Origin of the sequence: Achromobacter sp. Root170, from assembly GCF_001428165.1 — a bacterium.
Classification (GTDB): Bacteria; Pseudomonadota; Gammaproteobacteria; order Burkholderiales; family Burkholderiaceae_B; genus Achromobacter; species Achromobacter mucicolens.
Genome location: NZ_LMHN01000004.1, coordinates 19,264 through 41,683, shown reverse-complemented (window position 1 = coordinate 41,683; position 22,420 = coordinate 19,264). Strand labels below are relative to the sequence as shown.

The following is a 22,420-nucleotide window of genomic DNA, read 5'->3' as shown; positions in this document are numbered from 1 at the left end:
TCCCCCCCTCGTGTTTCATCCCGCTGGCGACTGCCGGCCGATTGGCGTTTTCCGTGGCTTTTGCCGGACGTGCGCCGCGCCGTGATGATCGCCACCCCCAGAATGCCCACAACGCGCCGCGATCAGACTATGCTGTCGCTCTTGTGCCCCGATCGCTTCCGGTCGTCCGAAACGTCCGGGGCGGTTGATTGTTGCAGTGCGTCATATAACCCTATAATGCCCTGATGAATCATTTGTCGCGCATCCTCCCCGCCGGCAACGTCGTGCTCGATATGCTCGCCACGAGCAAGAAACGTGCGTTCGAACAGGCCGGTCTGCTTTTTGAAAACAACAACGGCTTGGCACGCGCGCTCGTGTTCGACAGCCTTTTTGCCCGCGAGCGTCTGGGGTCAACCGCCCTCGGCCAGGGCGTGGCCGTGCCGCACGGCCGCGTGAAAGGTCTGGAACAAGCGCTGGCGGCATTCATCCGCCTTGCCCAGCCCATCACGTTCGACGCGCCCGACGGTCAACCCGTGTCGATGCTGCTGTGCCTGCTGGTGCCTGAAACGGCCACGCAGCAGCACCTGGACATCCTGGCCGAACTCGCCCAGCTCATGTCCAACAAGGCATTGCGCGAGGCGCTGGCCACCGAGCCCGACCCGGCCATCGTGCACAGAATGCTCACGACCGGCCAACTCTGATCCCACGCGGAATCGCTGCCATGCTCACGGTGCAGGAACTCGTCGACGACAACGCCGACAAAATCCCTTTTAACTGGATCTCGGGCCAAGGCGCGGCGGACCGCGCGATTCCCGATGACGGCATGGCGGCCGCCGACCTGGTCGGCCACTTGAACCTGATCCACCCGTCTCGAATCCAGGTGTTTGGCCAGGAAGAGCTGGCGTATTACACGCGGTTCGACCTGCGCCGCCGCATGCACCACATGGACGAGCTGCTGATCGGCGGCGTGCCTGCGATTCTGCTGGCCGATGGCCTGACGCCGCCGCAAGACCTCGTCGACCAATGCGACCAGCACCAGGTACCGCTGCTGTCCACGCCGGTCGCGGCCGCGCAACTTATCGACCTCTTGCGCATCTATCTGGGCAAGAAGCTGGCGCCCACCACCACGGTGCACGGCGTGTTCCTGGACGTGCTGGGACTGGGCGTGCTGATCACGGGTGAATCGGGTCTGGGCAAGAGCGAACTGGCGCTGGAACTGATCTCGCGCGGCCACGGCCTCGTGGCCGACGACGCAGTCGAGTTCTCGCGCACCGCGCCCAACATGATCGAAGGCCACTGTCCGCAATTGCTGCAGAACCTGCTGGAAGTCCGCGGCCTGGGCCTGCTCGACATCCGCACCATCTTTGGCGAAACCTCGGTGCGCCGCAAGATGCGGCTCAAGCTCATCGTGCACCTGGTGCGCGCCACCGCGCAGGACAAGTTCGAACGCCTGCCGCTGCAAGACATCACGCAGGACATGCTGGGTCTGCCCGTGCGCAAGGTGATGCTGCAGGTGGCCGCGGGCCGCAACCTGGCCGTGCTGGTCGAGGCGGCCGTGCGCAACACCATCCTGAAATTGCGCGGCATCGACACGCTGGGCGAATTCATGGAACGCCAGGCCATGGCGATCCTGCAAAGCAGCAAATGAGCCCGCGTCGTCGCCCTGCGGCATCGTGAGCCTCTACGAGACCCTGGCCGACGAGATCGCCACGTCGATCGCAAGCGGCGTGCTGCGCGCCGGCGACAAGCTGCCCTCCGTGCGCGACGCGTGTGCCGCGCGCGGCGTCAGCCCCTCGACGGTTTTCCAGGCCTACTACCTGCTTGAAGCTCGCGGTCTCATCCGCGCGCAGCCGCGCTCGGGCTACTACGTCAGCGCCCCCGCCGAATCGCTGCCGCCCGAACCCGGCGCCTCATGCCCCGACGGTGAATCGACCGAACTGGCGATCAGCGAACGGATCTTCGACATCCTGGGCTCGGTGCGCAATCGCGATGTCACCCCGCTGGGCTCGGCCTTCCCCTCGCCGCTGCTCTTTCCGCTGCCGCGCCTCGCGCAGGCGATGGCCACGCATCTGAAGCGCCAGGACCCGCGCGACACCGTTGAAGATCTGGCTCCCGGCAATCCGCGCCTGCGCCGGCAGATCGCGCTGCGCTACCTGATCGGCGGCATCAACCTGCCCGCCACCGACATCGTCGTCACGAATGGCGCGCTCGAAGCCTTAAATCTTTGTCTGCAGGCGGTCACGCAGCCGGGCGACACCGTCATGGTGGAAGCGCCGACGTTCTACGGCGCATTGCAGGCACTGGAACGCCTTGGGCTGAAAGCGCTGGAAGTGCCCACGCATCCGCGCACCGGCATCGACCTGGACGCGATGCAGGCGGCCATCCTGCGCCACGCGCCGCGCGCCTGCTGGCTGATGACGCAATTCCAGAATCCGCTGGGCTGCCTGATGCCCGACGACAACAAGCGCCGGCTCGTCGAACTGCTTGCCCGGCACGACATTCCGCTGATCGAGGACGACGTCTATGGCGAGCTCTACTTCGGCGCGACGCGGCCCGTTCCCGCCAAGGCCTACGACACGCGCGGGCTGGTGCTGCACTGCTCGTCGTTTTCGAAATGCCTTGCGCCCGGCTATCGCATTGGCTGGGCCAGCGCCGGGCGCTACGCCCAGCAGGTGCAACGCCTGAAACTGTCATCGACGCTGTCGGCGTCCGGGCCTGCGCAGGGCGCGATTGCCGAATACCTGGAACAAGGCGGCTACGACCGCCATCTGCGCCGGTTGCGGCAGACCTTGCAGGCGCAGCAGGAGCGCATGGCCGACGCGATCGCGCAGGCCTTTCCTGCCGGCACGCGCGTGACGCGGCCGCAGGGCGGATTCTTCCTGTGGCTGGAACTGCCCACCGCCGTGGATGCGCTGTCGCTGCACCGCCAGGCGCTGGCGCGCGGCATCAGCGTGGCGCCCGGCCCTATCTTCTCTGCCAGCGGCCAATTTGGCAGCGCGCTACGCCTGAACTACGGGCACCCGTGGGACGCAAGCACCGAAGCGGCGATCCGCACGCTGGGCGACCTGGCGCACGAGGCCTGCCGCGCGGCCACCGCCGGGCGCTAGTTCAACGTCGACGACGCCCGCGCGCGCTTGACCTCCAGGCCGCTCACCGCGCCTGCTTCGTTCCCCCAGCTGTTGCGGATGTAGGTCACCAGCATCGAGATGTCGTTGTCGTTGAGCACCTGGCCGAACGGCGGCATGCCGTGCGGACGCGGGTTTGCGGCCGTGGCCGGGGCGTAGCCGCCGTCGAGCACCATGCGGATGGCGTTCACGGGCGATGGGGCGGTCACCGTGGGATTGCCGGCCAGCGCGGGCCATGCCGTGCCGCTGCCTTTGCCGTCGGCCTGGTGGCATTGCGCGCATTGCTGGCGGTACAGCTTGCCGCCCAGTTCCATGGCCGCGGGCGCGGGGATGGCGGCACGCGCATCGGTCGCGGGCGGCGTGGCGGGCAACGACTTCAAATACGTGCCGATGGCGAGGGCGTCGTCGTCGGTCAGGTGCTGGGTGCTGCCCAGCACGACTTCAGCCATGGGTCCGCTGACGGTCGAATGCGCCGAAATGCCGGTCTTGAGCAGCGCGGCAATGTCCTGCGCGGACCAGCGCCCCATGCCGGTCTGCATGTCGTTGGTGAGCGGCGGCGCGTACCAGTCCAGCACCGGAATCACGCCCCCCGCCAGCGCGTCGCGGGTACGCGTGGCGCCCAGGCTGTTGCGCGGCGTATGGCAGGCCGCGCAATGCCCCAGCCCCTCGACCAGATACCGGCCGCGATTCCATTGGACCGACTGGCCGGGATCGGGCGCTTGCACGCCAGGCTTGAAGTACAGCGCGCGCCACGCCGCCAGCAGCGCGCGTTGGTCGTACGGGAAATTCATGTCGGGCGGACGGTTCGCCTGCTTGACGGGCGACACGCTGCGCAGATAGGCAAAGAGCGCGTCGGCGTCGCTGCGGTTGACCCGCGTGTACTCGGTGTACGGGAACGCCGGATACAGCAAGGTGCCGTCCTTTGATTTCCCGTTGTGCAGCGCCTGCCAGAAGTCGTCGGCCGTCCATGCGCCGATGCCGGTATCCGGATCGGGCGTGATGTTCGGACCGTAGACCGTGCCGAACGGCGTGGGAATGGGCGTGCCGCCTGCAAACGTCTTGCCCCCCTGGCTGGTGTGGCAGGCCATGCAGTTGCCGGCCAGCGCCAGATAGCGGCCGCGTTCGATCAGCGTGGCGCCCTCGGCTGCCGCGGCAGTGGGCCCGGTGCTGGCATCGTCACGCGTGCCCAGCCAATACAACCCGCCGACGGCCGCCACGGCCACCAGCAACAGGACACCCAGAACTCTTTTCATCAGCGTCATTCGCGGCCCCGTTCAGCGTTGCGCCTGGCTGCCGCATTCCGCGGGCAGCCGGACCGAATTCGCGGCATCAGGCACGTAGGGCTCGACGACAGGCTGCGACGACAGCCAGGCCGCCAGTGCGCCGATGTCGGCAGGCGTGAGCTTGTGGGAGATGTCGGCCATGCAGTCCGGCGCGGCGGCGCGGCGCAGGCCGTTCTTCCAGCTGCCGATCTGCGCGCCGATGTAATCGCGGGGCAGCCCCAGCAGGCCGGGAATCGCGGGCAGCATGCCGGAAAGCGCCGCGCCGTGACAGGACGCACAGGCCGGCAGGCCGCGCGCCGCGTCGCCATCGCGCGCGAGCTTGCGGCCTGCCTCGAGCGTGGCCGCGGACACGTCCGCGCGCACGGGCGCCGGATACGGCACATGCTGGTCGGCAAAATACGCGGCCATTTCGCGCAGGTAGTCGTCGGGCAGTCCCGCCAGCAGGTGCGTCATGGGCCGGTACTGCCGCCGACCGTCGCGAAAATTAAGTAGCTGGTGGTAGAGATAGTCTTGCGGCTTGCCGGCCAGCCGCGGGTAGTAGCCATCGGCACCCGCCCTGCCCTGCGCGCCATGACAGGCCGTACAGGCCGCCACGCGCGCCGCAATGGTGTCGGGCTGCAAGACCGGCGGATCGGGCTGCTGCGCCAGCGCGGGCGCGGACATAAACACAACAGCCGCCGCGGCCAAGGCCCTTGGGATCGTCCAAAACCGCAGCAGTGAAACACTACAAGAGGAAATGAGGGCTAACATCTAGGTCGAATTCCAAACCCCGAATCGAGACGGCGGGGCGCGTAAAGTGGAACTGCGATGGAACTGCGGAGTGTGCGGCCCCTAGCTTACGTCAGGGCAAGCAGCAGGGAACAGAAGCAGTTCCTGAGTTTATGGCCATATCAGATGCTATCCCGCCGGCATCGTCCTGGAAAAGCGTGCCACAATCATGTCCATGTTGAAAGTCGTCCTCGTCACCGGCATTTCCGGCTCCGGCAAATCCGTCGCGCTGCGCATGCTCGAGGACGCAAGCTACACCTGCGTCGACAATCTTCCCGTTCGCTTCCTGACCGAGTTCATTGCCCAGGCGCGCGATGACGGCATGGAGCGCGTGGCGGTCGCCATCGACGTGCGCTCGCCGGGCGAACTTGCCGAACTGCCCGATGTGGTCACCGCGTTGCGCGCCATGGGCACCAGCCTGCGGGTCGTCTTCCTGGATGCCAACACGGCCACGCTGGTGCAGCGTTATTCCGAATCTCGCCGCCGCCATCCGCTGACCGACCGCCTGCAGCGCGGCGGCACCGCGCCGTCGCTGACCGAGTGCATCGCCCTGGAAAGAGAACTGCTGGCGCCGCTGCGCGAGCAGGAACACGTCATCGACACCTCGGACCTGACGCCCGGCCAGCTTCGCGCCTGGATCCGCGACCTGATCAAGGCAGACCGCGCGCCGCTGGTGCTGACGTTCGAATCCTTCGCGTACAAGCGCGGCGTGCCCGGAGACGCGGACCTGGTGTTCGACGTGCGCTGCCTGCCCAATCCCCATTACGACCGCAATCTGCGCCCGCTGACGGGCCGCGACGAGCCCGTGGCCACGTGGCTCGCGGGATACGAGCAGGTGGGTCTGATGATCGACGACATCGCGGGCTTCCTGAAACGCTGGCTGCCGCTGTACACGCAGGACACCCGCAACTACCTGACCGTGGCCATCGGCTGTACCGGCGGCCAGCACCGCTCGGTCTACGTGGTGGAACAGCTGGCGCTGCGCTTTGCCGATCACGACCCGCTCCTGGTGCGCCACCGCACGCAACTGCCCGACGAAACCGCATGACGCTTTCCCGCCCCCTACATCTCATTTCCGTGCTGCTGCTGGCGATCGCCGTGGCAGGCTGCTCGACCAGCGGCGGACGCAAGAAGGGCGGTTACTACAAGGACGACGGGCCGGATGCCAATCCGCCGTCGAATCTGGACCAGATTCCAGACGCCGTGCCCAAGCTGGAACCCTACGCCAGCGGCGCAAACCGGCCCTATGTCGTATTCGGTCAGCGCTACGTGCCCGACACCAGCGGACAGCCCTACAAGAAGCGCGGCATCGCGTCGTGGTACGGCAAGAAGTTCCATGGCAACTCCACGTCGATCGGCGAGACCTACGACATGTATGCCATGACGGCCGCGCACACGACGCTGCCGATTCCCAGCTATGCGCGGGTGACCAGCCTGGTCAACGGCAAGACGATCATCGTGCGGGTGAACGACCGCGGGCCCTTCCACAGCGACCGCATCATGGACCTGTCATACGTGGCCGCCTACAAGCTGGGCATCATCGGCCCGGGCAGCGGCCAGGTGGTCGTGGAAGCGATCCAGGCCGACGAGATCCGCCGGCTGGCCTCGCAAGGCGCGCCCGCGGCCCCCGCGCCGGAGCCGGAATCGGCCACAGGCTCGACGCCCGTGATGGCGCCCGTGGCCGCCACGCCCGTGGCGCTGACGCCTGAGCCCCTGGCGCCTGCCGCGCCCAGCCCCGCGCCGATGCGTCCAGCGTCCGGCGTGGCCAGCGGCAGCGTCTACCTGCAGGTGGGCGCGTTCAGCCAGCCCGCCAATGCGCAGTCGCTGGTCAGCCGCATCAACACGCAACTGGGCGCCGAAGGCGCGCCTGCAGCGACGGTGGAACAGACCAACAATCTTTACCGGGTGCGAATCGGTCCGTATCCGGACCGCCAGAGCGCGCTCAATGCCGTGCCGCTCGTGTCGGACCGCATCGGCATTCTGCCGACCATCGCGTCGCAATAACGCATCGCGGTAATTGGCCAAGCCGGCGGCCAAGTCTGCGGCCAAATCAGCGCCCAAATAAGCGGCCGGGCGCCGGGCTTGCCTACCAGGACAGCTCTGCCTGCCCGTCGCACACCCGGCGGGCGCGCGCGCTGCGGCTGAGATAGCGATTGCCCTCGTGGGCCAGCAGCGCCTGCTTGCGGGGCAACCCGCCGCCAAAACCCGTCAGCGACGTGTCCGCGCCGATCACGCGGTGGCACGGAATGATGATGCTGATGGGGTTACGGCCCACTGCGCCGCCCACCGCCTGCGCGCCCTTGGGCCGGTCCACGGCGCGGGCCAGCTCGCCGTAGCTGGTGAGCACGCCGAATTCCAGCGCGCACAGCGCATGCCAGACCTGATGCTGAAACGTCGTTCCCACGGGGTCGAGCGTCACGTCGAACACGCGCCGCTCGCCGGCGAACCACTCGTCCAGTTCGCGCCGCGCCTGCTCCAGGAAGGGGTCGCTGCCGGACAGCGTCCAGCCTTCCGGCGACGGCAGCAGCGCCTGATCGGTGAACCAGGCGCCGCGCAACCCCTTGGGACTGGCGACCAGGCGCATCTCCCCCAACGGCGTCGGCATGTCGCGATAGGTCAGCCGCTCGTTCGGGTCGGCCGGTTTGTTGGACACGAGCGTCGAATACGCCATGGATTATTCCTGCGACTTCTTGCGCGCCAGGGCGCGGTTGTACAGAACGTCGCGAGGCTGGCCGGTCACCTTGGCCGCGACACGCGCGGCATCGCGCACGGACAGCGATTCCAGCAAGGCGTCCAGCAGAACGTCGTGGGCCGGGTCCGCGTCCTTGTCCGCGGCCGCTTCGGGCTCGGCATGGACGATCAGCACGAATTCGCCCTGCTCGCGATGCGGATCCGCGGCCAGCCAGGCAGACGCCTCGCTCAACCGGAAGGTGCCGATCTCTTCGAAACGCTTGGTCAGTTCGCGCGCCACGGTCAGTTCGCGGTCGGGACCGCACACCTCGAGCAGATCGGCAAAGGTGGCCGCCAGCCGGTGCGGCGACTCGAACATCACGACAGGCGCGGGCAATGTGCACCACTGGCGCAGCCAGCGCTGGCGCGCCACGGCCTTGGGAGGCGCAAAGCCCGCGAAGGCGTAGGCGGGGTTTTCGTCCGTGGTGACGCCGCTACCCATCAGCGCGGCGATCACGGCGCTGGGGCCGGGCACCGGCACCACGGCATAGCCGGCGGCGCGCACCGCCCGGACCACCCGCGCGCCGGGGTCGCTGACCGCGGGGGCGCCGGCGTCGGACACCAGCGCCACGCGCTGGCCTTGCGCCAGGCGCTCGCAGATGGCCTGCGCCGCGGCTGCCTCGTTGTGGCGGTGCGCCGCCATGAGCGGCGTGCCCACGCCCCAGGCATCGAGCAGCGTGCGGCTGGCGCGCGTATCTTCGGCAGCAATCACGTCAGCCCGCTGCAGGGCGTGCCAGGCACGCAGGCCCAGGTCGCCCAGATTGCCGATGGGCGTGGCCACGACATACAGCGTCGAGGTGGGCCAATGCTGGCCGGCCACGCGTTCCGACACGCGGGACCAGGCATCGCCGGCAACGGGAGGTGAGACGTTTTGATTCATTGCAGCCTGCGGACTCGGAAAACCATGTCAGTGTAGCCGCCTATGCCCGCTGCCTTTGGAATCCATGACGGACGACACCCTGCGCCTGGCCTGCGAACTTGCCCTGGCCGCCCGCCGCCGCGCCGCCAAACGCCGGCGGCGCACCGGACGCACGCCGGCCGACCGTCCGCCCCCGCGCCGCTCGCCCACGCAGCGGCGCGGCGATCATCATGAAGCGGCCGCGCTGCGCCTGCTGCTGGCGCACGGCCTGACGCTGCTGGCGCGCAACCTGGCCTGCCGCGCCGGTGAAATCGATCTGGCCATGCGCGACGGCAACACGCTCGTCTTCGTGGAGGTCCGGGCGCGCGCCAATCGCCGGTTCGGCGGGGCCGCCGCCAGCATCGGCCGGGAAAAGCAGGCGCGGCTGGCGCGGGCGGCGGCGCTGTGGTTGCCCGAACTGGCCCGCCGCCACTGGCAAGGCGCGCCCCCGCCCGCCCGTTTCGACGCGGTGGTTTTCGACGACGGCGAGCCGGCCTGGCTGCGCGGCGCTTTCTGGCTGCCCTGATCCGGCTGGCGCAGTCCGGCGCTGGCCCTGGGCGATCGTTGCGCGTGGACAGAACCGCGGCCCGGCCCCGTGAGATAATCGCGCCCATGGATATGACCTCTCGTATGACGTCGCACTTTCGCGACGCCATGGCCGCTCACGAACAAAGCATGAACGTCCTGGCCGAACCGCTGGCCGTGGCCGTGGACGTGCTGTTCGGCGCCCTGGCGAACAACGGCAAGATTCTGGCTTGCGGCAATGGCGGCTCGGCCGCCGACGCGCAACATTTCATCGCCGAGCTGGTGGGCCGCTTCGAACGCGAACGCCTGCCGCTCGCGGGCATCGCGCTCAATACCGACACCTCCATCCTCACGGCGGTCGGCAACGACTACGGCTTTGACGAAGTCTTTGAACGGCAGGTCAACGCCTTCGGGCAGGCCGGCGACGTGCTCGTGGCCATTTCCACCAGCGGCAATTCGCCCAACGTGGTCCGCGCCATGGAAGCCGCCAGCGCACGCGAAATGCACGTCCTGGCCCTGACCGGCAAGGGCGGCGGCGTCATGGGGGAACTCATTACCCCGATGGACGTCCATCTATGTGTTCCCAGCGATCGCACCATGCGCATCCAGGAAGTCCATATTCTGCTGCTGCACGCGCTGTGCGACGGCATCGACGCTCTTCTGCTTGGAGACACCGAATGATTCTTGACGTCAGACCCGCAGTCCGCCCGCTGATGCTTGCCGCCGCGTTGTCCACCGCGGCGCTTTCGCTGACGGCCTGCGCGCCTTTGATCGTGGGCGGCGCCGCCGCCACCACGGCGGTCGTCGTCACCGACCGCCGCACGTCCGGCGTCCAGCTCGAAGACCAGAACATGGCGTTCAAGGCGCAGAACCTGATCTCCCAGAAGCTGGGCGATACCGCACGCGTCAATGCCATGGCCTACGGCGGCCACCTTCTGTTGACGGGCGACGTGCCCTCCGAAGAAGCCAAGAACCAGGCCACCACCATTGCCCAGGGCGTGGAAAACGTGAAGCAGGTCATCAACCAGCTCAATGTCGGCCCCATCGCCTCGTTTGGCCAGCGCTCCAACGACACCTGGCTGACCTCCAAGGTCAAGACCGCCCTGCTCAACACCAAGTACGTGCCCTCCGGCACCATCGCCGTCACGACTGACCGCGGCGTCGTCTACCTGATGGGCAAGGTCACCCAGGCCGAAGGCGACTACGCCGCCAACGCCACCGCCGACGTGGGCGGCGTGACCAAGGTGGTCAAGCTCTTTGAAACCATCAGCCGCGAAGAAGCCATCCGCCTGTCGGGCAGCGGCTCCAAACCCGCAACCACGGAAAGCAAGGCGCCCATCGAAAGCGGCACCGGTCCGGCCACCGACAATGCGGCCGGCACCGGCGGCACGAGCGGCGGCGTCGAAGCAATGCCCATCAAATGAAAAAAGCCATCGTAGCGCTCGCAGTTCTCGTCGCAGTCGGCATCGGCGCGTGGTTCGCCATGCGCCCGGCCCAGACCGCCCCCGACGTCACCTTCACCACCCTGGAAGGCAAGACGTTCTCGATGCAGGACCTGCGCGGCAAGGTCGTGCTGGTCAAGTTCTGGGCGACCAGCTGCGTCACGTGCGTCAAGCAAATGCCCGACACCATCTCCGCCTACAACGAGTATGCGGACAAAGGGTATGAGGCCATTGCGGTCGCCATGAATTACGACCCGCCCAACTTCGTGCTGAACTTCGCCGAGACCCGCAAGCTGCCGTTCCCCGTTGCGCTGGACACCAAAGGCGACATCGCGCGCGCCTTCGGCGACATCCGCCTGACGCCCACGGCGTTCCTCATCGACAAAGAGGGACGCATCATCAAGCGTTATCTGGGCGAATACGACAAGGCCGAATTCCACGCCACGGTGGAAAAGGCCCTGGCCGCCGGCTGATCCGCCCACGCAAGCTGCCCCCAAACAAAACGCCGCCCGCAAAATAACGGGCGGCGTTTTGTTTGGGGCATGCCGATGGGCGGGAGCGGGCGGTTCACGGCCACCCGCGCGCTGCGCATCAGAAGGCGGGAACCACCGCGCCCTTGTACTTTTCCTGGATGAAGGTCTTGACCTCCGGCGAGTGCAGCGCGTCGACCAGCTTCTTGATGCCCGGGGCGTCCTTGTTGTCGCTGCGGGTGACCAGCACGTTGGCGTAGGGCGAATCGGCGCCTTCGATGAACAGGGCGTCCTTGGTCGGCACGAGCCCAGCTTCCAGCGCATAGTTGGTGTTGATCAGCGCCAGGTCCACGTCGTCCAGCGCTCGCGGCAGCATGGCCGCTTCCAGTTCGCGGAACTTCAGCTTCTTGGGGTTCTCGACAACATCCGCGGCCGTGGCCAGGATGTTGGCCGGGTCCTTGAGCTTGATGACGCCCTGCTTTTGCAGCAGCACCAGTGCGCGGCCGCCGTTGGACGGATCATTGGGGATGGCGACCGTGGCGCCGTCCTTCAGGTCCGACAGGCTCTTGATCTTCTTGGAGTAACCGCCGAAGGGCTCGACGTGGACCAGCGCCACCGGCACGAGGGTCGCCTTGCGGTCCTTGTTGAAGCTGTCCAGGTACGGCTTGTGCTGGAAGAAGTTGGCGTCCAGCTGCTTGTCCGCCAGTTGCAGGTTGGGCTGCACGTAGTCGCTGAACACCTTGATGTCGAGCTCCACGCCTTCCTTGGCCAGCTTGGGCTTGACCACTTCAAGGATCTCGGCGTGCGGAACCTGCGTGGCGCCGACGACCACCTTCTCGGCATGGGCCGCATTGGCGGCAACCAGAAGGACCGACGCCGCCAGGGCGGAACGGACGAAGTTCAAACGCATGTCTTGCCTCTTTTATGTATGAAAAACGGGGATAGATGTCCCCGCAGGTTCGGGCGAGCCCCCTTTTGCGGGGCCAGCCGTTGTGAAAACGCCCCCAATTTACCTGAATGCCGGTTATTTGTCGGGCATAAGGACATGGCTTTCCAGCATAAGAAACCTGAGGGGACTACAATCCGTCGTATGCTTGCGCTAGCCGCGTTCCAACCGCGTTCTTGTGCAGGCATTTTTTTAACGCCCGCTAACTTACCTGTTATTTATTTGCCGACTTAGCTGCCATGACCGACACCCCCGACCCTGCTGCCGTTTCGTCTCCCGCCGTCAAAGCCGCCGTGCTGTCCGAGGCTCTGCCGTATATCCGACGATTTCACGGCAAGACCATCGTGGTCAAGTACGGCGGCAACGCCATGACGGAAGAGCGATTGCAGCGCAGCTTCGCGCACGATGTCGTGCTGCTCAAGCTGGTGGGTCTGAACCCGGTGGTGGTCCACGGCGGTGGTCCGCAGATCGATGACGCCCTGCGCCGCATTGGCAAGCAAGGCACCTTCATCCAGGGCATGCGCGTCACCGACGCCGAGACCATGGAAGTCGTGGAATGGGTGCTGGGCGGCCAGGTCCAGCAGGACATCGTCATGATGATCAACGAGGTCGGCGGCAAGGCCGTGGGCCTGACCGGCAAGGACGGCGGCCTGATCCAGGCCCAGAAGAAACTGATGGCCAACAAGGACAACCCGTCCGAGCCCATCGACATCGGCTTCGTGGGCGACATCACCATGGTCGAACCGGCCGTCGTGAAGGCCCTGCAAGACGACCAGTTCATTCCCGTCATCTCGCCCATCGGCTATGGCGAGGACGGCACGGCGTACAACATCAACGCCGACGTGGTCGCCGGCAAGATGGCCGAAGTGCTGGGCGCCGAGAAGCTGCTGATGCTGACCAACACCCCCGGGGTGCTGGACAAGGGCGGCAAGCTGCTGCGCAGCCTGTCCGCCCAGACCATCGACGAGCTCTTTGCCGACGGCACGATCTCCGGCGGCATGTTGCCCAAGATCTCGTCCGCGCTGGACGCAGCCAAGAACGGCGTGAACTCGGTGCACATCGTCGACGGCCGCGTGCCGCACTGCCTGCTTCTTGAAATCCTGACCGACCAGGGCGTCGGCACGATGATCAGCTCGCACTGATGCAGCCCGATTCCGCAGCACTGCGCGCCGTGAGCCTCTCATGATGCAAGCGCGTCGCCAGCTGCTGCGGCCCGCGGTCCGCATGCGCCGGTCGCGCGGGATCGCCACGGGCGCGCCCGAGCGCCTGTGGCTCTTCGACCTGGACAACACGCTCCACGACACCTCGCACGCCATCTTCTCCAAGATCGATCACGGCATGACGATGGCGGTGGCCGAGGCGCTCAACGTGGACGTGGATGCCGCCAACCTGGTGCGGTCGCAGTACTGGAAACGCTACGGCGCCACCATGATCGGCATGGTGCGGCACCACGGCGTCAATGCGCATGAATTCCTGCATCGCAGCCATGACTTCGACGTCGCGCCGCTGATGCGGTCGGAAAAGGCGCTCGCCGACAAGCTGCGCCGCCTGCCCGGCCGCAAGGTGCTGCTTACCAACGCGCCGCTGCACTATGCGCGGTCCGTCCTGTCGCACCTGGGCATCCTGCGCCAGTTCGACAGCCTGTGGGCCATCGAGCACATGCGGCTGCATGGCCAATACCGTCCCAAGCCTTCCGCGGCGCTGCTGCGCTACGTGCTGGCGCGCGAAGGCGTTCCCGCCCACCGCGCCGTGCTCGTGGAAGACACGCTCGCCAACTTGCGGGGCGCCCGCGTGGCGGGCTTAAAGACGGTCCACGTCTACCACCCCGGCACGCCCTTCGGCCGCGGACGCTCGCACCGTCCGGCCTACGTCGACTTGCGGGTAAACTGCGTCAGTGATTTGTTGTTACGCCGACGCCCCCTGCGGGCCTGACGGCGCGCTCCATTCCCCCTCCACCCGTCATCCTGCGCGAAGCAGTCCCTTCCATGGCGAGCAAACCCGGCGAGCGCAAGACCCAGATTCTGCAGACTCTGGCCGAAATGCTGGAGCAGCCGCACGCGTCCCGCATCACCACGGCCGCGCTGGCCGCGCGCCTCGAGGTTTCCGAAGCCGCCCTCTACCGGCACTTCGCCAGCAAGGCGCAAATGTTCGAGGGGCTGATCGAATTCATCGAAACCAGCATCTTCACGCTGGTGAACCAGATCGCCACCGCCGAGCCCTACGGCGTGCCCCAGGCGCACAAGACGGTCGCCATGCTGCTGACCTTCTCGGAACGCAACAAGGGCATGACGCGAGTGCTGACCGGCGACGCGCTGGTCACCGAAGACAATCGGCTGCAGGAACGCATCAACCACATCAACGATCGCATCGAGGCGTCGCTAAAGCAGTCGCTGCGCATCGCGATCACCGACGGCGGCCTGCCGCAGGAAGCCAATGTCGCCGCGCACGCCAGCCTGCTGACGCATCTGGTGCTGGGCCGCTGGCTGCGCTACGCCCAAAGCGGATGGCGCGTCACCCCCACGCTGCATCTGGACGAACAACTGCGCCTGGCCTTGGGCTGAACCGCCTGCATTAGCATCATTTCACGGAACAATGCGCGCGGCCCTTGCGGGGTAAAACGCATTCATCGTGACCCGATTGGTTCGTGTAAATGCAACACTCACTTGCTTGCCCCACGCAGGGGGCGACGAGCATAATGCCCGGGACAAGTTTTCCACAAGCGCTGTTCTCCGCTTGCTTGATGTTCATCAATACGGGTTTTCCTCAATGCCGTCACGATCATCCTGTAGCGTCGACACACCGATTTGATTGACCCCGTGCTCGCGGGCGGTGTTTCGTCAGTTTGACCTCAACCGGAGAAGGATATGGCCGCGGAAACCGCAGTCCCCGCCTCGCAAGCCCCCAAAAAAGCCAAAATCCCAATCGGGCTCGTCGCCGGCATCCTCGTGATGATCGGCGTTTTAATGATGCCCTTGCCGGCAGACCTGCCCGTCGCAGGCCACCGCATGCTGGCAATCCTGGCGTTTGCCGTGGTCGTCTGGATCACTGAAGCCGTCTCCTACGAAGCCAGCGCCATCATGATCACGACGCTGATGGCCTTCCTGCTGGGCACAGCTCCCACCATCAAGGATCCCAACGTTCTGTACGGCACGTCGGCCGCCATCAGCATGGCGCTCACCGGCTTCGCAAACTCGGCGCTGGCGCTGGTCACCGGCGCCTTGTTCATTGCCGCCGCCATGACCTTCACGGGGCTGGACCGCCGCATCGCGCTGGTCACGTTGTCCAAGGTGGGCACCAGCACGCGCCGCATCCTCATCGGATGTATCGCCGTGACGATCGTGCTGAGCCTGGTCGTGCCCAGCGCCACCGCGCGCAGCGCCGCCGTGGTGCCCATCATGATGGGCGTGATCGCGGCCTTCGGCGTGGACAAGCGCTCGAACATCGCCGCCGGCATCATGATCATCGTGGCCCAGGCCACCAGCATCTGGAACGTCGGCATCCAGACCGCCGCAGCGCAGAACCTGCTGACGGTCGGCTTCATGGAAAAGATGCTGGGCGAACGCGTGGCCTGGTCGGACTGGCTGATTGCCGGCGCCCCCTGGTCGCTCATCATGTCCGCCGTGCTGATCGTCATCGTGCTCAAGCTGCTGCCGCCTGAAAGCAACAGCATTGCCGGCGGCAAGGAAGCCGTCGAAAAGTCGCTGCTCGACCTCGGTCCCATGACCGGCGCACAGAAGCGCCTGATGGCTGTGTCCATCATGTTGCTGCTGTTCTGGTCGACCGAAGGCAAGCTGCACAAGTTCGACACCACCTCGACCACCTACTTCGGCCTCGTGCTGCTGATGTTGCCGCGCTTTGGTGTGATGACATGGAAAGACGTGCAGTCGCGCATCCCATGGGGCACGGTGATCGTGTTCGGTGTCGGCATCAGCTTGGGCACCGCGCTTCTCACGACGCAGGCCGGCCAATGGCTGGGCAACCAGGTGGTGCATCACACCGGCCTGGACCACCTTGGCCCGCTCGCCATCTTCGCCATCCTGGCCGCCTTCCTGATCGTGATCCACCTGGGCTTTGCCAGCGCCACTGCACTGACCTCTGCCATGCTGCCCATCCTGATCTCGGTGCTGGCAACGCTGCCGGGCGACTTCAGCCGCCTGGGCATGACGATGCTGCTGGGCTTCGTGGTCAGCTACGGCTTCATCCTGCCCATCAACGCGCCGCAAAACATGGTGTGCCTGGGCACCGAGACCTTCAACGCCAAGCAGTTCGCCAAGGTCGGGATCATCGTGACCATCGTCGGCTACCTGCTGATGCTGCTGATGGGCATGACGTACTGGCGCTGGCTGGGCTGGCTGTAAGGAATCTTCATGAAGATCACGATTGCCCAAGCCAACGAATACGGCCGCCGGGTGCTGATGGCACAAGGCGTGCCCGAGGACATCGCCCGCGACGTGGCCGAACACCTGGTGGAATCCGACCGTGTCGGCTACACCAGCCACGGCCTGTCCATCCTGACCAACTACCGCCGCGTGTTGTCCGAGGGCCTGGCCCAACCCGACGGCCGGCCAGAACTCCTCAACGACCGTGGCGCCATGCTGGCCTACGACGGCCACCACGGACTCGGTCAGTACGTGGGCAAGGTCGTCATCGAAAAGGCGATCGAGCGCACACAGGAACACGGCCAGTGCATTCTGACCCTGCGCCACAGCCATCACCTTGGCCGCATGGGCCATTTTGGCGAAATGGTGGCGGCCAAGGGCCTGATCCTGCTGGCCTTCACCAACGTGATCAACCGCTCGCCCACCGTCGCCCCGTTCGGCGGCGCTCAGGCGTGCCTGACCACGAACCCGCTGTGCTTTGCCGGCCCCCTGCCTGGCGGACGTCCGCCGTTCATCGTGGACATGGCCACCAGCTCGATCGCGGTGAACAAGGCGCGCGTGCTGGCGGCGAAAGGCGAACAGGCGCCGCCGGGATCGCTGATCGATGCCGACGGCAACCCTACGACGGACCCGGGCGCGCTCTTCACCGACCCGCCCGGCGCACTGCTGCCATTCGGCGGCCACAAGGGTTACGCGCTGGGGCTGGTCGCCGAACTGCTTGCCGGCGTACTGTCCGGCGGCGGCACCATCCAACCGGAACATCCGCGCATCGGCGTGGCGACGAACAACATGTTCGCGCTGCTGCTGGATCCGCAGGTGGACTTCAATACGGATTGGCGGTCGATGGAAGTCGGCGCCTTCATCGACTACCTGCATGCGTGCAAGCCGCAACCCGGCGTGGAAGCGGTGCAGTATCCGGGGGAGTACGAGGCTCGCAATCGGGCGGTCAATGCGGATTCGGTGGAGTTTGATAGCCGGATTTGGGACGGGTTGACGAAGTTGGCCGTGGAGCTTGGGGTGCCTGAAGCGTTGCCTTGAGGAAGGTTTTGAAACGGCGGCGTTGAAGCGGTCGGTGTTAGCGATGGCAGTTTCAATGGCGAAACGTTGAGGCTGGCATTCAGGCGGGTTCTTTTGACGCCCGCCGCAGCGGGGGCTGGGGTGCGCGGGGCTACGATTGCGGTCCGGAGCCTTCGCTCCGGACTGCCCCTTCGTCAACCTCGTACGCCTTCGGCTCCCTTCGGTTTCCCTCGGGCGCATCTACACGCCCCGCGCACCCCAGCCCCCGCTACGACGTGCTCCAGTCGCTTCAGCTTTGCCGGCGGCGGGGCGAGTTGGGTTCTTTAGGTTCTTGCCCACGATGGGGGGAGAGAGAAAGATCTTGCGGTGCCCGCCCCCGGGCGGCCGCGCGGGCGGCCTTCGGGGGCTTACGCGGCGTCTTGCGTCGTGGTGATGACGCTTCGCGTGTGGCTGCGACGGCTCAAGGTGTCAGACACCGGCACAAGACGGAAAGCCGACACTCATTCCGCTGTCCGAACCCAACTGCAAATCACGCTCGGCTCGCCATTATTCGTCACTTGAACGCCAGTGCCCGATGGGCGGCGCGATACAAGGTGTCTGACACCCTGGTGAGATTTCCGTCATACCAAGTGCTTTTCCCTAGGGTGTCAGACACCGGCAGAAAGCCGACACTCATTCCGCTGTCCGAACCCATCTGCGAATCGCGCCCGGCTCGCCATTAACCGTCACTTGATCTCCAGTGCCCGATGGGCGGCGCGCGTACGGGTCGGCAAGTTGTGGCAGGCGGTCGACGCGCGCCGCCCATCACCGCCCCACCCCTTGTTCGTGATGCCATCAGCACACCAACCTCCGCCAGCGCGAAGCGCACACCGCCACGACGTCCCACCGGCCCGATGCCGATCTGGCAGCACGGCGTCGCGGGCACCGTGGGTGCGAGCGCCGTCGATGCGCCCGAGGGAATCTGAAGGGAGCCGAAGGCGGACGAAGATGACAACGGGGTAGTCCGGAGCGAAGGCTCCGGACCGCAATCGTGGGCGATCGTGCCCACGGTGACCGCGGCGTCGGGCGACCTACGAAGAACTCCGTAGCGCAAGACTATCGCCCTACGCAGAGCTCCACGACACGAAGATCATCGACCTGCAAAGCACTCCACGGCACGAAGATCATCGCCCTAAGAAGAACTCCAAGTCACAGAGACACCGACCGACGAAGAACAACCATCAACATCAAGTCTTCACAGACCGATGCCGACTAATACTCATCATGATCCCAAACGCAATCCCCATCGTGAACAACGCCGTCCCCCCGTAGCTCATGAAAGGCAACGGCACCCCCACCACGGGCAGGATCCCCGTCACCATCCCGACGTTCACGAAGACATAGATGAACAGCATCATCGTCAGCGCGCCGGCCAGCAGGCGGCCGAATTGCGATGAGGCGCGGGACGCGATCGTCAAACCGCGCGCCATCATCAGGCCGTACAGCACCAGGATTGCGATGCCGCCGTACAGGCCGAATTCCTCGGCGTACACCGCGAAGATGAAGTCGGTCGTGCGTTCGGGGATGAAGTCCAGGTGCGTCTGCGTCCCCTTCATGTAGCCCTTGCCGTAGACGCCGCCGGAGCCCACCGCGATCATAGATTGGATCGTGTGAAAGCCCTTGCCCAGCGGATCGGAGCTGGGATTGAGCAGCGTGCAGACCCGGTGCTTCTGGTAATCGTGCAGCACCACCCAGTCCACGTCCGGCTCGCAGAGCTGGTCTTCGTAGTAGACCAGCGTGCCGATGGCAATGATGCCAGCCAGCATGACCGGCACCAGCAGCTTGAACGAGAGGCCGGCGAAATAGATCACGAAAAAGCCCGCGCCGAACACCAGCAGCGCCGTGCCCAGGTCGGGCTGCAGCACGATCAGGCCGAAAGGCGCGGCCAGCATCGCGGCCGCGGCGAGGAAGTCGCGCACGCGGACTGCGCCTTCGTGGCGCTGGAAGTACCAGGCCAGCATCATCGGCACCGCGATCTTCATCATCTCGGACGGCTGGATGCGCGTCACGCCCAGGTTCAGCCAGCGGGTCGCGCCCTTGCTGGTTTCGCCGAAGAATTCGACGCCCAGCAGAAGCACCACCCCCACCACGTAGAACGGCAAGGCCAGCTTCATCAGCAGCTTCGGCGGAATCAGCGCCATCGTCCACATCGCGAAGAAGGCGATGATGAAATTGCGCGACTGTTCCGCAAAACGCCAGTCGGTGCCGCCGACGGCCGAGTGCATCACCGTCAGGCCCAGCGCCGCGAACATCATCAGGATCGCGAGCAGCGGCCAGTCGAAGGCCGTGAAGACGCGCAGCAGGATCAGGCCAAGGCGCTTCATTGTTGGCGCACCAGGTCGGAGGCGATGTCGTCGACGGTCGCCATGGTGTCCGCGCGCTCGGGACGAACGATCTTGTCCTGGCGGTCCTTGGCCAGCCAGTAGTCGAAGACCTTGCGCGCGACGGGGGCCGCCACGCTGGCGCCCCAGCCGGCGTTCTCGACGATCAGCGCCACGGCGATGCGCGGGTGCTCAAGCGGCGCGAAGCCCATGAACAGCGCGTGATCGCGCAGACGTTCGTCGATGGCGCTGGCGCGGTAGTGGCCGCCGCGCAGGCTGAACACTTGCGCGGTGCCGGTCTTGCCGGCGGCCTGGTAGGGCGTGTTGGCGAACGCGCGCCGCGCCGTGCCGGCCCGCACCACGTCGGCCATGGCATTTTTGATGACGTCCACATTGGCCTGCTTGAGCGGAATGCGATAGTCGGGCGGCGACTCGGTCGGCTTGGCCACACCCGAGCGCGGATCGCGCACCGCGTGCACCAGGTGCGGACGGCGGTACAGCCCGTTGTTGGCCAGCGTGGAAGTGCCCTGCGCCAGTTGAAGCAGCGTGAACGCGTTGTAGCCCTGGCCCACCGCGACGGAAATGGTCTCGCCCGCGTACCAGCGCTGGCGTTCCTTGTCCTTGTAGGCCGCGCGCTTCCAGTCGGTGGACGGCAGCACGCCGCGCTTTTCGCCTTCCAGGTCGATGCCCGTGATCTGGCCAAACCCGAACTGCTTGGTGAAATCGTGCAGGGCGTTCACGCCGATTTCGGGGCCGAGCGAATAGAAATACGTGTCGGAGGACACGACGATGGCCTTGTGCATGTCCGTCATGCCATAGGCTGCGCCGCCGGCGTTGCGGAACTTCTGTCCGCCGAATTCGTAGTAGCCCGGGTCCGAGATACGGTCGGTCGCGCGGCGCTTGCCCAGCTCCAGCGCGGCCAGACCCACGAAGGGCTTGTAGGTGGAGCCGATGGGATAGGTGCCGTACAGGGGACGGTTGATCAGGGGATGGTCCGGCGATTCGTTCAGCATGCGCCAATTGTCGACATCGATGCCGTCCACAAAGAGGTTCGGATCGAATGACGGCTGCGACACGAAAGCCAGCACTTCGCCCGTGTCCGGATCGATGGCGACAAGCGCGCCGCGCTGGCCTTCGAACGCCTCTTCGGCCACTTTCTGCAGTCCCATGTCGATGGACAGCATGATGTCCGAGCCAGGAACCGGATCGATGCGGCGCAGCGTGCGCATGGGCCGACCGCCCGCCGTCACCTCGACTTCTTCAAGGCCGGTGCGGCCGTGCAGTTGCTCTTCCCAGGTCTTTTCGATGCCCTTCTTGCCGATGACCTCGGTGCCGCGATAGTTGCCCAGTTGTCCGGCGCGGTCCAGTTCCTCGATGTCGTTGTCGGCGATGCGGCCGATGTAGCCCACCACATGCGCGGCCGACACGCCCTGCGGGTACTCGCGCACCCAGCGGGCGCGCAGTTCCACGCCCGGAAATTGAAACGCGTGCGCGGCAAACCACGCGGCCTCGGTTTCGTTCAGGTTGTTGCGAAGCTGCAGACTGGCGTAGCGGCTGGACTCGGCGGCGCGGCGCTTGAAGCGGCGCTGGTCGGACGGGCTGATGTAGACGACTTCGGTCAGGCGCTCGAAGAGTTCGTTCATGTTGCCCGCGTGGGCCGGCACGACTTCGAGGGTATAGGTGCGGTAGTTGCGGGCCAGGACTTCGCCGTTGCGGTCCAGGATCTCGCCGCGGCGCGGCGGAATCGGCACGACCGCGATGCGGTTGCGGTCGGCGCGTTCGGACAGGCCTTCGTAGCGGTCGACCTGCAGGTACCAGAACCGGCCCACCAGCACGCCAAAGCACACCAGCGCGAAGGCGCCGCCCACCCACGCGCGCAGGCGGAAGCGCTGCTTCTGCTGCTGGCCGGTTTTCTTGAATTCAAACATGACGCGACGCCGCCGTCAGGCGGATGAGGATTCGGCGTCGTCGACACCACGTTGCGGCAGGTGCAGCACCCAGCCCGCCAGCGGCCACAGGGCGGCGGTCAACAGCACGCTGATGCCCCAGTCCCAGCCTGGCCATTTGCCGGCCAGCCAGGCGTGGATGATCTGGGTGACAAAGCGCGCAATGAAGAACACAGGCAGCATGTGCATCGCCTGGCTCCAGAGGTCGAAGCGCTGCAGCCGGCGGTGCAGGACCACCGCGCCGTAGGCGACGAGCGTGTACGACAGCGCGTGCTCGCCCAAGAGGCCCGCGTCGTGCACGTCCATCAGCAGGCCGAAGAAGAACGCGGTGAACAGGCCCACGCGGCGCGGCTCGTGCACGCACCAGAAGGCGATGATGAGCAGCAGCACGTCGGGCGCGCCCTGCCACAGGCGCCACGGCAGCAGCGACACCAGCCACGCGAGCAGCACGGTGCCCCACACGAAGAAGGCATGCGCGGGCCCTGACAGCCTGTCGGGCTGCACGTTGCTGGGCGTGCCAAGGCGGCGCGGAGACTGCCCTGCGGCTTGTTG

At 66.1% G+C, this 22,420-nt stretch carries 22 protein-coding genes; 14 read left to right on the top strand and 8 right to left on the bottom strand.

The genetic code is table 11. The features are described 5' to 3' along the window. The first annotated feature begins 224 nt into the window (after positions 1-224). From ASD87_RS07900 to ASD87_RS07890, 3 genes are read left to right on the top strand one after another with little or no spacing between them, the layout of a single operon-like run. Entirely contained in the window at positions 225-680 is a 456-nt protein-coding gene (locus ASD87_RS07900) for a PTS sugar transporter subunit IIA (protein ID WP_056319588.1), read from the top strand. Positions 681-700: 20 nt separating this feature from the next. After that, complete coding sequence (gene hprK, locus ASD87_RS07895; protein WP_006216298.1) at positions 701-1,627, top strand: HPr(Ser) kinase/phosphatase; 927 nt, start codon at positions 701-703, stop codon at positions 1,625-1,627. A 25-nt stretch (positions 1,628-1,652) separates the two neighbouring features. Beyond that, positions 1,653-3,086, top strand: a complete 1,434-nt coding sequence (locus ASD87_RS07890; protein ID WP_056319585.1) for a PLP-dependent aminotransferase family protein — start codon at positions 1,653-1,655, stop codon at positions 3,084-3,086. Here ASD87_RS07890 and ASD87_RS07885 read toward each other — a convergent pair. Both ASD87_RS07885 and ASD87_RS07880 read right to left on the bottom strand, forming a co-directional pair. Then, complete coding sequence (locus ASD87_RS07885) at positions 3,083-4,366, bottom strand: cytochrome c (RefSeq protein WP_056319582.1); 1,284 nt, start codon at positions 4,364-4,366, stop codon at positions 3,083-3,085. The two genes, ASD87_RS07890 and ASD87_RS07885, sit on opposite strands and share 4 nt — an antisense overlap. A 12-nt stretch (positions 4,367-4,378) precedes the next feature. Then, on the bottom strand, positions 4,379-5,137 hold the full coding sequence (locus tag ASD87_RS07880) for a c-type cytochrome (protein WP_082586231.1): 759 nt from the start codon (positions 5,135-5,137) through the stop codon (positions 4,379-4,381). Between the two features lie 193 nt (positions 5,138-5,330). Between ASD87_RS07880 and rapZ the strand changes: the two genes are divergently transcribed. Both rapZ and ASD87_RS07870 read left to right on the top strand, forming a co-directional pair. Then, a complete protein-coding gene (rapZ, locus tag ASD87_RS07875) occupies positions 5,331-6,203 on the top strand; it encodes an RNase adapter RapZ (RefSeq protein WP_056319767.1) in 873 nt (290 codons plus the stop codon). Beyond that, positions 6,200-7,159, top strand: a complete 960-nt coding sequence (locus ASD87_RS07870) for a septal ring lytic transglycosylase RlpA family protein (protein WP_056319581.1) — start codon at positions 6,200-6,202, stop codon at positions 7,157-7,159. The genes rapZ and ASD87_RS07870 overlap by 4 nt, the downstream gene beginning before the upstream one ends. 82 nt (positions 7,160-7,241) lie before the next feature. On the opposite strand, the gene ASD87_RS07865 is transcribed toward ASD87_RS07870, so the two are convergent. After that, complete coding sequence (locus ASD87_RS07865) at positions 7,242-7,826, bottom strand: methylated-DNA--[protein]-cysteine S-methyltransferase (protein ID WP_056319578.1); 585 nt, start codon at positions 7,824-7,826, stop codon at positions 7,242-7,244. 3 nt (positions 7,827-7,829) lie between these two features. Beyond that, complete coding sequence (gene rsmI, locus ASD87_RS07860) at positions 7,830-8,765, bottom strand: 16S rRNA (cytidine(1402)-2'-O)-methyltransferase (protein WP_056319577.1); 936 nt, start codon at positions 8,763-8,765, stop codon at positions 7,830-7,832. Between the two features lie 64 nt (positions 8,766-8,829). Here rsmI and ASD87_RS07855 point away from each other — a divergent pair, with 64 nt between their 5' ends. From ASD87_RS07855 to ASD87_RS07840, 4 genes are all read left to right on the top strand, one after another. Continuing rightward, a complete protein-coding gene (locus ASD87_RS07855; RefSeq protein WP_056319574.1) occupies positions 8,830-9,309 on the top strand; it encodes a YraN family protein in 480 nt (159 codons plus the stop codon). 86 nt (positions 9,310-9,395) lie between these two features. Then, positions 9,396-9,989: a phosphoheptose isomerase gene (locus ASD87_RS07850; protein ID WP_056319572.1), complete on the top strand. Its 594-nt coding sequence runs from the start codon at positions 9,396-9,398 to the stop codon at positions 9,987-9,989. After that, positions 9,986-10,732: a BON domain-containing protein gene (locus ASD87_RS07845; protein ID WP_056319569.1), complete on the top strand. Its 747-nt coding sequence runs from the start codon at positions 9,986-9,988 to the stop codon at positions 10,730-10,732. The genes ASD87_RS07850 and ASD87_RS07845 overlap by 4 nt, the downstream gene beginning before the upstream one ends. Beyond that, the gene (locus ASD87_RS07840; protein WP_056319566.1) at positions 10,729-11,223 is read left to right on the top strand and encodes a peroxiredoxin; all 495 of its coding nucleotides are present in this window, start codon (positions 10,729-10,731) and stop codon (positions 11,221-11,223) included. Before ASD87_RS07845 ends, ASD87_RS07840 begins: the two co-directional genes overlap by 4 nt. 118 nt (positions 11,224-11,341) lie before the next feature. Here the strand turns inward: ASD87_RS07840 and ASD87_RS07835 are convergent, their stop codons facing one another. After that, on the bottom strand, positions 11,342-12,130 hold the full coding sequence (locus ASD87_RS07835) for a MetQ/NlpA family ABC transporter substrate-binding protein (RefSeq protein WP_056319563.1): 789 nt from the start codon (positions 12,128-12,130) through the stop codon (positions 11,342-11,344). 275 nt (positions 12,131-12,405) lie between these two features. Here ASD87_RS07835 and argB point away from each other — a divergent pair, with 275 nt between their 5' ends. The 5 genes from argB to ASD87_RS07810 all read left to right on the top strand — a co-directional run bounded on the left by argB (position 12,406) and on the right by ASD87_RS07810 (position 17,583). After that, on the top strand, positions 12,406-13,308 hold the full coding sequence (gene argB / locus ASD87_RS07830; RefSeq protein ID WP_013396740.1) for an acetylglutamate kinase: 903 nt from the start codon (positions 12,406-12,408) through the stop codon (positions 13,306-13,308). Between the two features lie 43 nt (positions 13,309-13,351). Beyond that, positions 13,352-14,098 (top strand): pyrimidine 5'-nucleotidase, encoded by a 747-nt coding sequence (locus ASD87_RS07825; protein WP_056319764.1) that lies wholly within the window; start codon positions 13,352-13,354, stop codon positions 14,096-14,098. A gap of 53 nt (positions 14,099-14,151) precedes the next feature. Beyond that, positions 14,152-14,727, top strand: a complete 576-nt coding sequence (gene slmA / locus ASD87_RS07820) for a nucleoid occlusion factor SlmA (RefSeq protein WP_056319559.1) — start codon at positions 14,152-14,154, stop codon at positions 14,725-14,727. Positions 14,728-15,030: 303 nt separating this feature from the next. After that, positions 15,031-16,524: a DASS family sodium-coupled anion symporter gene (locus ASD87_RS07815; RefSeq protein WP_056319553.1), complete on the top strand. Its 1,494-nt coding sequence runs from the start codon at positions 15,031-15,033 to the stop codon at positions 16,522-16,524. 9 nt (positions 16,525-16,533) lie between these two features. Then, a complete protein-coding gene (locus tag ASD87_RS07810) occupies positions 16,534-17,583 on the top strand; it encodes an Ldh family oxidoreductase (RefSeq protein WP_056319551.1) in 1,050 nt (349 codons plus the stop codon). A 1,205-nt stretch (positions 17,584-18,788) separates the two neighbouring features. Here the strand turns inward: ASD87_RS07810 and rodA are convergent. From rodA to mreD, 3 genes are read right to left on the bottom strand one after another with little or no spacing between them, the layout of a single operon-like run. Next, complete coding sequence (gene rodA / locus ASD87_RS07805) at positions 18,789-19,925, bottom strand: rod shape-determining protein RodA (protein WP_056319549.1); 1,137 nt, start codon at positions 19,923-19,925, stop codon at positions 18,789-18,791. Further along, positions 19,922-21,850: a penicillin-binding protein 2 gene (gene mrdA / locus ASD87_RS07800; protein ID WP_056319545.1), complete on the bottom strand. Its 1,929-nt coding sequence runs from the start codon at positions 21,848-21,850 to the stop codon at positions 19,922-19,924. Before mrdA ends, rodA begins: the two co-directional genes overlap by 4 nt. Before the next feature lie 15 nt (positions 21,851-21,865). Further along, a complete protein-coding gene (gene mreD, locus ASD87_RS07795; protein ID WP_108005818.1) occupies positions 21,866-22,372 on the bottom strand; it encodes a rod shape-determining protein MreD in 507 nt (168 codons plus the stop codon). Positions 22,373-22,420 lie beyond the last annotated feature (48 nt).

Excerpts from the sequence above, each read along its gene's own strand:
- ASD87_RS07885 (WP_056319582.1), bottom strand. The coding sequence starts at position 4,366 with ATGACGCTGATGAAAAGAGTTCTGGGTGTCCTGTTGCTGGTGGCCGTG.
- ASD87_RS07900 (WP_056319588.1), top strand. The coding sequence starts at position 225 with ATGAATCATTTGTCGCGCATCCTCCCCGCCGGCAACGTCGTGCTCGAT.
- rodA (WP_056319549.1), bottom strand. The coding sequence starts at position 19,925 with ATGAAGCGCCTTGGCCTGATCCTGCTGCGCGTCTTCACGGCCTTCGAC.
- ASD87_RS07855 (WP_056319574.1), top strand. The coding sequence starts at position 8,830 with ATGACGGACGACACCCTGCGCCTGGCCTGCGAACTTGCCCTGGCCGCC.
- slmA (WP_056319559.1), top strand. The coding sequence starts at position 14,152 with ATGGCGAGCAAACCCGGCGAGCGCAAGACCCAGATTCTGCAGACTCTG.
- rapZ (WP_056319767.1), top strand. The coding sequence starts at position 5,331 with ATGTTGAAAGTCGTCCTCGTCACCGGCATTTCCGGCTCCGGCAAATCC.
- ASD87_RS07845 (WP_056319569.1), top strand. The coding sequence starts at position 9,986 with ATGATTCTTGACGTCAGACCCGCAGTCCGCCCGCTGATGCTTGCCGCC.
- ASD87_RS07850 (WP_056319572.1), top strand. The coding sequence starts at position 9,396 with ATGGATATGACCTCTCGTATGACGTCGCACTTTCGCGACGCCATGGCC.
- argB (WP_013396740.1), top strand. The coding sequence starts at position 12,406 with ATGACCGACACCCCCGACCCTGCTGCCGTTTCGTCTCCCGCCGTCAAA.
- hprK (WP_006216298.1), top strand. The coding sequence starts at position 701 with ATGCTCACGGTGCAGGAACTCGTCGACGACAACGCCGACAAAATCCCT.
- ASD87_RS07880 (WP_082586231.1), bottom strand. The coding sequence starts at position 5,137 with ATGTTAGCCCTCATTTCCTCTTGTAGTGTTTCACTGCTGCGGTTTTGG.
- rsmI (WP_056319577.1), bottom strand. The coding sequence starts at position 8,765 with ATGAATCAAAACGTCTCACCTCCCGTTGCCGGCGATGCCTGGTCCCGC.
- ASD87_RS07835 (WP_056319563.1), bottom strand. The coding sequence starts at position 12,130 with ATGCGTTTGAACTTCGTCCGTTCCGCCCTGGCGGCGTCGGTCCTTCTG.
- ASD87_RS07815 (WP_056319553.1), top strand. The coding sequence starts at position 15,031 with ATGGCCGCGGAAACCGCAGTCCCCGCCTCGCAAGCCCCCAAAAAAGCC.
- ASD87_RS07840 (WP_056319566.1), top strand. The coding sequence starts at position 10,729 with ATGAAAAAAGCCATCGTAGCGCTCGCAGTTCTCGTCGCAGTCGGCATC.
- ASD87_RS07870 (WP_056319581.1), top strand. The coding sequence starts at position 6,200 with ATGACGCTTTCCCGCCCCCTACATCTCATTTCCGTGCTGCTGCTGGCG.
- ASD87_RS07825 (WP_056319764.1), top strand. The coding sequence starts at position 13,352 with ATGCAAGCGCGTCGCCAGCTGCTGCGGCCCGCGGTCCGCATGCGCCGG.
- ASD87_RS07810 (WP_056319551.1), top strand. The coding sequence starts at position 16,534 with ATGAAGATCACGATTGCCCAAGCCAACGAATACGGCCGCCGGGTGCTG.
- ASD87_RS07865 (WP_056319578.1), bottom strand. The coding sequence starts at position 7,826 with ATGGCGTATTCGACGCTCGTGTCCAACAAACCGGCCGACCCGAACGAG.
- mrdA (WP_056319545.1), bottom strand. The coding sequence starts at position 21,850 with ATGTTTGAATTCAAGAAAACCGGCCAGCAGCAGAAGCAGCGCTTCCGC.